The organism is Frankia sp. CcI156 (assembly GCF_001983015.1).
GTDB lineage: Bacteria > Actinomycetota > Actinomycetes > Frankiales > Frankiaceae > Frankia > Frankia casuarinae.
The window spans coordinates 88,650-99,159 of the sequence record NZ_MOMD01000033.1 but is presented as its reverse complement, the minus strand read 5'-3'; the positions used below and the strand labels follow the sequence as shown (position 1 = coordinate 99,159).

General features: G+C 73.5%; 4 protein-coding genes. All 4 read left to right on the top strand.

The features are described from left to right. The first annotated feature begins 398 nt into the window (after window positions 1-398). Window positions 399-4,595, top strand: coding sequence for a DISARM system helicase DrmA (gene drmA / locus CcI156_RS13875; RefSeq protein WP_076806083.1), 4,197 nt, complete (start codon window positions 399-401; stop codon window positions 4,593-4,595). After that, window positions 4,595-6,523, top strand: coding sequence for a DUF1998 domain-containing protein (drmB, locus tag CcI156_RS13870; RefSeq protein WP_076806081.1), 1,929 nt, complete (start codon window positions 4,595-4,597; stop codon window positions 6,521-6,523). The genes drmA and drmB overlap by 1 nt, the downstream gene beginning before the upstream one ends. Then, window positions 6,520-8,760 (top strand): class I SAM-dependent DNA methyltransferase, encoded by a 2,241-nt coding sequence (locus tag CcI156_RS13865; protein WP_011437071.1) that lies wholly within the window; start codon window positions 6,520-6,522, stop codon window positions 8,758-8,760. The genes drmB and CcI156_RS13865 overlap by 4 nt, the downstream gene beginning before the upstream one ends. Window positions 8,761-8,957: 197 nt before the next feature. Next, a complete protein-coding gene (locus tag CcI156_RS13860) occupies window positions 8,958-10,493 on the top strand; it encodes a serine/threonine-protein kinase (RefSeq protein WP_076806098.1) in 1,536 nt (511 codons plus the stop codon). The last annotated feature ends 17 nt before the right edge of the window (window positions 10,494-10,510 follow it).

Here is a 10,510-nt window from a genome sequence, read left to right as displayed (position 1 = left end):
TGCCCAGGTCAGCTGGTACGGCGGTGTCGCCCGGATGCCCTGAGCACTGACCCGCGCGAGCGTTCACGAGGTCGGGTCCGCATGATCGCGCGGTGGTCCCATGCGCGGTGGTCCCATGCGCGGTGGTCCATGCGCGGTGGTCCCATGCGCGGTGGCCACGTTGTGGGGGGCAAGGCACGGTCCAGGGGACCGTGGACCGTGCTCAGGTCCTGCGCATTCACCGGCCGACGTGTCGGACCCGGGTGGGATGGTGGCTTTCGTCGCCGATGACGGTGGTGTAGTCTGTGAACCGAGTACACAGCAATCAAGTATGCGGCGATCAAGTATGCGGCGATCGAGGGCACAGCATTCGTGGCGGGTCGTCGAGGCCCGGTGGATGCCGAGGGGGGAGACGCGCCGTGGTGGAGCCGGAGGCCGAGGGTGGGCTGTTCCCCGTGCCGCGGGGGATCCCAGGGGCGCTGGGGGCGCCGCCGTCGCCCGCCGCGCCGGGGGGCGCGGCGGGCGACGGCACCGGTGCGGGCGACGGGGCCGGTGCGGGCGACGGGGCCGGTGCGGGCGACGGGGCCGGTGCGGGCGACGGGGCCGGTGCGGGCGCCGACGGCCGTACGGCCGCGGAGGTCCTCGACGCGCCACAGCTCTTCGAGCCGGCGGCGTCCTATGAGGTCCGGGATGCCTTCGCCGAACTCGTCCGCCGGGATCTGCTCGGCCCGTGGGGCGGCGAGCGCGAGCAGTTCCACCCCAGGGCGATGGGCCCGCGCGAGCGGTACCTCGTCGGCATGCTCGGGCCGAAGCCGGCTCCGCGCGGTGCCCGGGAGGCCGCCGCCGCGGACGTCGTCGCCGACACGGAGACGGCTGTGCAGGGCGACGCGGACGCCGACCTGCCGGAGATCGCCACCCCGCAGAACCGGGGGCGGATCTGGGCGTCGTCGATGGGACTCTCCTTCGCCGTGCCGGCCGGAACTGACGTGCCGGCCGGAACCGACGTGCCGGCCGGAACCGACGGCACGGATCCGGTCGACGTCCTCGCCGTCACGGCGGCCTGGGGGCATTACACCAAGCGGGAGGTGGAGGACGACGAGGGCCGCAAGCGCAGCGCGTGGACCCGCGAACCGGTGGTCTTCGCGAACCGGGAGATCCGCCTGGACGATCACCTGGGCGCCGGTTCTCGGCGGATGCCGCTCGTCGGCGACGACGAGACCGGGGTCTTCCTCGTCGTCGCCGTCCGCGAGCGCGGTGCCCGTCGCGTCGTCGAGCTGACGCTGGTCAACAGCCAACCGGAGCCGCACTCGTCCGCGGACACGGCGTGGCTGTTCCAGCCGACGCTGTCGGTGACCGCGCTGGACGGCGCGCGCGCCGTCTTCCTGCCCGTCGACGATCCCGCGGACGAGTGGTCCGGCCCCGGTCTCGGTTTCGGCCCCGGCCCCGGCTCCCCCGAGGGCGGCGCGCCGCTCGCCGGCGCGCCGCCCCTCGACGCGGATCACGAGGATCTGCATCTCCAGCTGCTGTACCGGGGGGAGCGTCGCTACGCGACCGGTCGCAATGTCGCGGTGCATCCGCACGTCCGGCCCGGTGAGCGGTGCGCCCACCGGCTGGAGACCACCTGGCTGCCCACCTACGACGTGCCGGCGACGGTCGCGCCCGCCGGGCCCGGCACGCCGCTGGCCGGGGTCGAACTGGCCATGGACACTCTCGCCGTGGCCGGGCCCGCCGCCCTGCGGCGCGGGTTGACGCCCCTCGCCGACGGTTACGCATCCTGGCTCGACGAGCGCGAGGCCGAGGTCGCGGGCCTGCCGGCGCGGCTGCGCCCGGCCGCTCGCACGGCAATCGGCGACGCCCGCCGAGYGGCGGACCGTATCCGGGCCGGTATCGCCCTGCTCACCGACCAGGACCAGCCGCGCCACCGCGAGGCGCTGGCCGCGTTCCAGTTCGCCAACGAGGCGATGGCCGCCCAGCGCCGGCACACGGCGATCGCCCGGCTGCGCGACGAGCAGGGGCTGGACTACGCTGCGGCCGCCGCTGCTGTGCGGGCCCGGGGCGCGGGGGAGGCCTCCTGGCGGCCGTTCCAGCTCGGCTTCGTGCTGCTCAACCTGCCCTCCCTGACCGACCCGGCGCACCCGGAGCGGGCCGCGGACGCCACCGCCGTCGTCGACCTGCTGTTCTTCCCCACCGGCGGCGGCAAGACCGAGGCCTACCTCGGCCTAACCGCCTACACCTTCGCGATCCGCCGCCTACAGGGGACCGTCGGCACCGGCGCCGCGGCCCGCTCCGGCGAGGCCGGGGTCGCCGTCCTCATGCGGTACACGCTGCGGCTGCTCACCGCCCAGCAGTTCCAGCGGGCCGCCACCCTGGTCTGCGCCGCCGAGGTGCAGCGCCGTGCGAACCCGGCGACCTGGGGTGCCACGCCGTTCCGCATCGGTCTGTGGGTCGGCGGCGGGGTGTCCCCGAACCGGTTCGAGGACGCCCGCGACCAGGTCGGCGAGGCGCGCGAGGCCGGCGACGGCAAGCGGGCCAACGTCCTGCAGACCCTGGGCTGCCCGTGGTGCGGCAGCGCGCTCGGGGCCCATACCGACGCCCACGTCGACGAGGACCTCCGCCGGGTGCTGCTGTACTGCCCGAACGGCGAGGGGGCCGACGCCTGCCCGTTCTCCCGGCGGGCGGCGCCCGACGAGGGCCTGCCGGTGCTCACCGTCGACGAGGAGATCTACCGCTACGCCCCGAGCCTGGTCATCGCCACCGTCGACAAACTCGCCCAGCTGCCCTGGCGCGGCGAGGCGGGGATCCTGTTCGGCCGGGTGAGCCGACGCTGTCCCCGGCACGGGTACCGCCACGACGACCTCGACGCCCGCACCGGCTGCGGCGAGCGTCACCACAGCCGCGGCAGGCGGCCCGCCGTGACCAGCGAGCCGGTCGTCCGGCTGCGCCCGCCCGATCTGATCATTCAGGACGAGCTGCATCTGATCTCCGGTGCGCTCGGCACCACCGTCGGCCTGTTCGAGAGCGCGGTCGACGAGCTGTGCACCTGGCCGGTCCCGGCCGGCGCGCTCACCGGCCCGAAGATCGTGGCCTCGACGGCGACCACCAGGCGGGCTCGCGACCAGGTGCTCGGCGTCTTCGGCCGCGGCCTCGCCGTCTTCCCGCCCCAGGTGATCGACGTGACCGATACGTTCTTCTCCCGGCGGGTCCCGGTCACCCCCRCCACCCCGGGCCGGCGCTACCTCGGCGTCTGCGCGCACGGGACGAGGATGAAGTCCGCCGAGATCCGCCTCGCCGAGATCCTGCTCCTCGCCGGCCAGACCCTGTTCGACCGGCACGGCACCCCCGCCGAGCCCTATCTGACCCTCGTCGGCTACTTCAACGCCACTCGCGAGCTCGCCGGCATGCGCCGCTACCTCGACGACGACGTCACCACCCGGGTGCGTACCCACGGCCGGYGCAAGGGGCTCGCCAACCGCATCGTCACCGGTACCGGCATGCTCGCGATCTCGGAGCTGACCTCCCGGGTCTCGTCGGCGGACATCAGCGAGGTGCTGGGCCGCCTGGAGATCCCCTTCGACCCCGAGCTCGACACCTCCGCGCGGCGGGAGGCCGTCGCCGAGAACGTCCGCGCATCGTTCCGGAGCAGGGAGCGGGACCGGCGGGCACCGCACCCMCTCGCCGAGCGCACCCGCGCCCGGAGCAACCAGGACCGGATCCCGGTCGACGTGGTGCTCGCGACTTCGATGCTCCAGGTCGGGGTGGACGTCTCCCGGTTCGGGCTGATGGCCGTGATCGGCCAGCCGAAGAACACCGCCGAGTACATCCAGGCGTCCTCCCGGGTCGGCCGGGACGCCGGCCGCCCGGGTCTTGTCGTCACCCTGTACAACTGGGCCCGGCCGCGGGATCTCGCTCACTACGAGGACTTCGAGTACTACCATGCGACCTTCTACCGGCAGGTGGAGGCGCTGTCCGTGACCCCGTTCACCCGCCGCTCCCTCGACCGGACCGCCACCGGCACGTTCGTCGCCGCCGTCCGGCACGCCGACGAGGCGAACACTCGCAACGTCAACGCCCACGACGTGGACCTCGCCGGCCCGACGGTCAGTGGAGTGATCGACCGGCTGCTGGCCCGCGCCGAGGCCGTCGCCGGGCCGCGCGGCCGGGAGTACCTCGAAGAACGGATCCGGCAGCTGATCGAGAGGTGGGAGCTGACGAGGACGGGCCCGTCCCGCATCGGTTATCGCACGGCCGGGGGACAGCAGCGGGTCACCGGCCTGCTGGAGCCCGCCGGGCACGTCCGCTGGGACGTTCTCACCGTCGCCCAGTCGATGCGGGAGACCGAGCGCGAGATCAACCTGCTGGTGCCCGGCCCCGCCGAGATCTTCACCCCCGCCTACGGCGAGCCGGGCTKGGCGTTCGGCGCGCCGCCGGACGCCGACGGTACCGGTGAGATCGGCAGCGGCGGTGAGATCGGCAGCAGCGAGGTGGACGACAGGGACGAGGTGGACGACGAGGCCGCCCCGGTCGGGGACGAGCTGGGGGAGACGGCCTTCGCGGCGGCACGGGCGGGCCGTCCGGCGCGGTCGGCCCGCGCAGCGCTCCCGGGGAGGGGTATCTGATGGTCACGGCGTTCCACCGGCGGGTCGGCGCGGTCCGGCCCAGCCACCTGATGTTCACCAGCGGTGTCGGCGCGCTCGTCGACCTGCCGAACTTCTCCGCGATCGTCCGCGGCGTTGACGACTGGGACTACCGCAACGTCCCCGAGTACCAGCCGATCGTCGAGCCGCGGTTGCTCGCCGCCGTGCGGCGGCTGTACGACCGGGGCGTCACCGAGCTGCGCCCGGCCCCATGGGCGGAGACCGATGCGGGCGACCGCAGCGGGCAGGGCGCCCGCATCGGCGTGCCCACCGTGCCGTTCCCGAACTGGCTGCGCTGCACCGCCTGCAACGAGCTGGACGTGATCGCCTCCCGCGCGTTCGGGTTCGAGAACCCGTGGCTGACCCGGCCCCAGGACGCCCGCTTCTTCCACGGCACCTGCGGGCGGAAGAAGACCGGCCGCCGGCCGCTCGCGGTGGCGGCCCGTTTCGTGCTCGCCTGCACCGCGGGTCATCTCGACGACTTCCCCTACCCGATGTTCGTGCACCGGGGCGCGCAGTGCGCCAGGGCGAGTCATCCCCGGCTGCGGATGGAGGACCGTGGCGGCAACCTCGGCGCCAACGTCGAGATCCGGTGCGTGAACTGCGACGCCCGGCGCAACATCCGGGAGGCCATGGGTCGTCGCGGTGCGGGGCACCTGCCACGCTGCCGGGGCCGCCATCCCCACCTGGGGACCTTCGCCGATGGCGGGTGCCCGCAGGAGTCCCGCCTGCTCGTCGTCGGCGCCTCCAACCAGTGGTTCGCCCAGACGCTGTCGGTGCTGTCGGTGCCGCGGACTGGCGCCAGCGAGCTGGCGGTCAAGGTCGAACAGCACTGGGAGGTCTTCGAAAAGATCAACAATATGGCGATTCTGGACTTTGCCCGCTCAGCGCCGATCCCGGTGTTCCGTCAGCTGGAGAAGTGGTCGAACGCCGAGATCTGGGCCGCGGTCGAGCGGCATCGCGCCGCGATCGAAACCGGCCCGGCCCCRGGTTCCGACGCCGACGGCGAGCGGGCCTACCCGGATCTGCGCACCCCGGAATGGGAGATCTTCTCCTCCGCCGTCCTCCCGGAACCCACCGACGATTTCGCCCTGCGCCGCGAGCCCGGCGGTGTGCCGGCACCGCTTGCCGGCTGCTACGCCGACGTCGTGYAGGCCGAACGCCTGCGGGAGGTACGGGCGCTGACCGGGTTCACCCGGCTGGACGCGCCCGACCCGGACGACCCCGACCTCGTCATCCGGGCGCCGCTGGCCCGTGGGCCGGCTTCCTGGGTACCGGCGAGCGAGGTCCGCGGCGAGGGCATGTTCCTGCGGGTGCCCGAGGAGATCCTCGGCCCGTGGGCGCGCCGCGTCGCGGACAGTGTCGCGATGCGCGAGCACCGCGACGCCTACAGCCGATTCCGGGTGAACCGCTACTCCGACCGGATCGCCGGGGACTTCGACCCCATGCAGGGCTGGCCCGGGGAGCGCTTCCTCGCCCTGCACACCCTGTCCCACCTGCTTATCCGGACTATCGCGCTGGAGTGCGGCTACAGCTCGGCCAGCCTGAGCGAACGCATCTACGCCGGGGACGACGGCGACCCGCGCGGCGGCATCCTCATCTACACGGCCGTCCCGGACGCGGAGGGCACCCTGGGCGGGCTGGTGTCGCTGGCCGAGCCCGACCAGCTGCTCCGGCTGACCCGCCGGGCCCTCRCCGACGCCCGGCACTGCTCGTCCGATCCGCTGTGCGCCGAGCGGCTGCCGTCGGCGCCCRCCGACTTCCTGCACGGAGCCGCCTGCCACGTCTGCCTGTTCGTGTCCGAGACGACCTGCGAGCGTGGCAACCGCTTCCTCGACCGCCGGTTCGTCGTGCCCCTCGGAGACGAGCCGCAGGACCGCGCCCTCGCCCTGTTCGGCGGGCTGCCGTGAACGGGCTGCCGGTGAAGACCAGCGGCCGGGACACGGCGAGCTCCGCGGCTGTCACGGCCACGGCCACGGCCACGGCCACGGCCGCAGACACGGCCACGGTCACCGCCACCGACATCGCCCGGCTGGCCGGAGTCGGGCGGGCCGCGGTCAGTAACTGGCGGCGCCGGTTCGCCGACTTTCCCGCACCCGTCGGGGGGACGTCGACCAGCCCGCTGTTCGCGCTGGCCTCCGTGGCGGACTGGCTCGCCCGGCATGACCGACCGTTCCAGGTCGAGGCGGCCGACCAGGTGTGGCAGCGGATCCGGGGGGCCGTCGATGATCCACGCCTCGGTGAGGTGACCGGCCATCTCGGGGGTTTCCTCATTTATCGTCAGCGGGATCCCGCGGGCGCCACGGCACTGCTCGGGGAGAGCGACGCGGTGGCGGCCGTATCCCTGGAACCGGCGATCGCCCGCGCCGTGCCGGAGCTTCCCGGTGGTTTCCCCGATACCTGGGAGACCGGGTGGGTGGCGATCGCCCGGGTCGCCGCCGAGGCGGCGGACCGGCACGGCCACGCGGAGCTCTTCGACGCGCTGCGCGCCCGCTACCGCGAGGTCTGCTCCCGGCAGGTGGCGGAGCCTCCGCGGGCGGTCGGGGAGCTGATGGTGACCCTCGCCGGCCTGCGCGGCCGGTCGGGGGCCGCCACGGTGCTCGACCCGGCCTGCGGGATCGGCGGGCTGTTGGAGGCCGCCCGGGCCGCGGGGGCGGGCCGCCTGCTCGGCCAGGATGTCAACCCGACGATGGCGCGGGTGAGCGCCGTCGGACTGCTGCTGCGGGGTGGTGACGCGCGGATCGTCGCGGGCGATTCGCTGCTCGCCGGCACCTTCGCCGGGGAACGGGCCGACGCGGTCCTGTGCGCCCCGCCGTTCGGGCAGCGTTCCTGGGGCTACGACGAGCTGCTCGGCGCGCCGTGGTGGCGCCACGGTGTTCCACCGCGGGGGGAACCCGAGCTGGCCTGGGTGCAGTACTGCCTGGCGCACGCCCGGGACGGCGCGCAGGTGCTGGTCATCATGCCGGCGGCCGCCGCGTCGCGCCGTGCCGGGCGCCGCATCAGGGCGAACCTGCTGCGCGCCGGGGAGTTGCGCGCCGTGCTGGGGCTGCCGCCCGGCCTGTTCCCGGCGGGATCGGCCCCGGATCTGTGGGTGCTCCGCCGCGGGGCCGGCCCCGATGCCGGTGCCGGTTCCGATGCCGGTGCCGGCGGGGCCGGGGCGACGCCCGCTCAGGTGCTGCTGGGCCTGGCGCGCGATGAGATCGCCGTCGTCGAAGCGGCCTGGGCGTTGTTCGTCGCCGCTGGCGGGTTCGGCGGCGACACCGCCGCCCAGGCGGACCAGGTGGCCGACGACGCCGATCTGCCGGCGGGATTCCGGCGGATATGCGTTGCGGACCTCCTCGACGACGAGGTCGACGTGAGCCCGCGACGCTACATCGACCATCCTCCGGAAAGAACCGCTGTCGGTGAATTTCCCGCGGTCGGTGAATTCCCCGCTGTCCGGGAGGATTTCCTGGCGACGGTGGCCTCGTTGTCCTCGGCGGTTCCCCTCCTGACCCCACCGAGGGGATCCGGACCGGCGGACCGGCCGGCTTCGTTGAGCGTCACGTCGAGCGTCACGATCGGTGAGTTGGCAAAAGCCGGATCGTTGACGATCCTGATGGCCCCGTTGCAGACCAGGGCCGGGGTCGGTGACCTGCCGTTGCTCACCGCGGGCGATGTCCGGCATGGGCGGGGCCCGTCGAGCCGGACGGAGGAACTGGCCGGAATGCTCGTTCTCCGGCCCGGCGACGTCGTCTGTGTGACGGCGTCGGGGGAGAGCATGGCCCGAGTCGTCGAGGACGCGGGCGCCGTTCTCGGGCCGCGGGTGGTGCTCCTGCGGGGCGATCCCGACCGGCTCGATCCGTACTTCCTGGCCGGGATCCTGCGGGCGGCAGGCCATCGGGCGCACGGGCGATCCGGTGGTGGCGCGGATGCCCAGGCCGCCGGTCGCTCGGGTGGATCGTCGCCGCGCGCCGACCCGCGGCGGGTCCGGATACCGGTTCTCCCGCTGGCCGAACAGCGTTCCCGGGGGCTCGACTTCCAGCGCCTCACGATGGTCGAGAAGTCGCTGCGCAACGCGGTGGAACTGGCCGAGACCATCGTCCGGCTCGGTCATCTCGGAATCGCCGACGGAAGCCTGCGGGGCGGGGAGACAGGTCCCGGGTAATGACACCCCTGCCCGGTACACAGGTCCGGCCGAAGCCTTCTCCTGGTGACGCTGAAGGCGGCGCGGTGCAGCCCGGATCAGCAACTCGACAATGCCGTGGCCGGCCGACAATGCCGTGGCCGATGCCGTTTCCGGGTGGGGGTAGTGTTCCCGGGGATCGGGCGGGAAGGGACGGGGGCACGGTGGCCGCGYGGTGGATGATCGACAGGCGGTATGAGCTCGAGGCTGTTCCATTGGCCAAGGGCGGAATGGGTGAGGTCTGGGTCGGCCGGGATGTGAAACTCGACCGGGAGATCGCGGTCAAGTTCGTCCGTTTTCCCGACGGCCAGCCCGACCAGGAGCTGATCCGCCGGTTCATCCGGGAGTCCCGCATCACCGCCCGCCTGCTGCATCCGGGGGTGCCGGCGGTGTACGACGCGGGTACCCACGAGGAGCGTCCCTACCTGGTCATGCAGCGGGTGCACGGCCTCAGCGTGGCGGATCTCGTCGCCGAGCAAGGCGCGCTGCCCGTCGGCTGGGCCGCCGCGATTGCCGCCCAGGTGGCCTCGGTGCTCGCGGTGGCGCATCGGGCGTCGCTCGTGCACCGCGACCTCAAACCGGCGAATCTGATGCTGGAGCCGGACGGTACCGTGAAGGTGCTGGACTTCGGGCTTGCCGTTGCGCTCGACCGGACCAACCTGTCGAAGATCACGGTGACCGGCCAGCACCTCGGCAGCCCTGCCTACATGGCGCCCGAGCAGGTGCTTGCCGGCCTGAGCACGCCCGCCACCGACATCTACGCGCTGGGTGCCACGCTGTTCGAGATGTTGACCGGTCAGCGGCTGTTCGCCGGTGCGTCGTCCTACACGGTGATGAACAAGCAGGTCGAGGAGGTCCCGGCGCGGGTGCGGTCGCTGCGCGCCGACGTGCCGCGCGGCCTCGACGAGCTGGTCGCCGCGATGCTGAGCAAGGCACCGGAGGATCGCCCGTGCGGCGTGGAGAAGGTGTACGCGGCGTTGATCGGATCCGTGGTGGACCTCGGCCCGCTTCCCGGGGCCGTCGACGACGCCGTGGACAACCCGGTACGGATGTACGCGGCGGTCGCGGGCCGGGTGGTACCGCGCGGGGCGGCCCGGAACACCGCCGCCTCCACACGGGGATCCGCCGCTGGACCGCCCGGGGAATCCGGTGGCGGGGTCGGGCGGTCCGAGCTTCGTCGTGYCCGGGACGAGGCTCGGACGTTGGCCCGGGCTTCCCGCTACAGCCAGGCCGCCGGTGTGCTGGCGGCGGCGGTGGACCGGGCCGGTCGTGCCCTCGGCCACGACAGCGCGGACGTGCTCGCGCTCCGTCTCGATCTGGCGGACCACCTGTTCGAGGGCGGTGACTTCCGCCGCGCCGTGGACGGCTACCGCACGCTTCTCGTCGATCTCGTCCACCGGGACGCTCCGGACAGCGAGCGGGTTCTGCGCTGCCGTCTGCGGGAGGCGACCTGCCGGGCCCTGATCGGTGAGACCGGCCAGGCGCTCGAACAGCTTCGTGGGCTGCTGGAGGACGAGATCAGGGTGTTCGGTGCGGACGACGCCCAGGTCTTCGAGCTGCGACGGCAGATCGGGCTGTTGCAGCTCGGCGCCGGCCATCGGGCGTCGGCCACCGAGACCCTATCGGCGCTGCTCGCCGATCTGCTCAGGGTCTGGGGGATGGAGCATCCGATGGTGCCCGTCGTCCGGGAGCTGCTGGCCGGTGCCGTCGGTTGATCGACGGCGGAATCGAC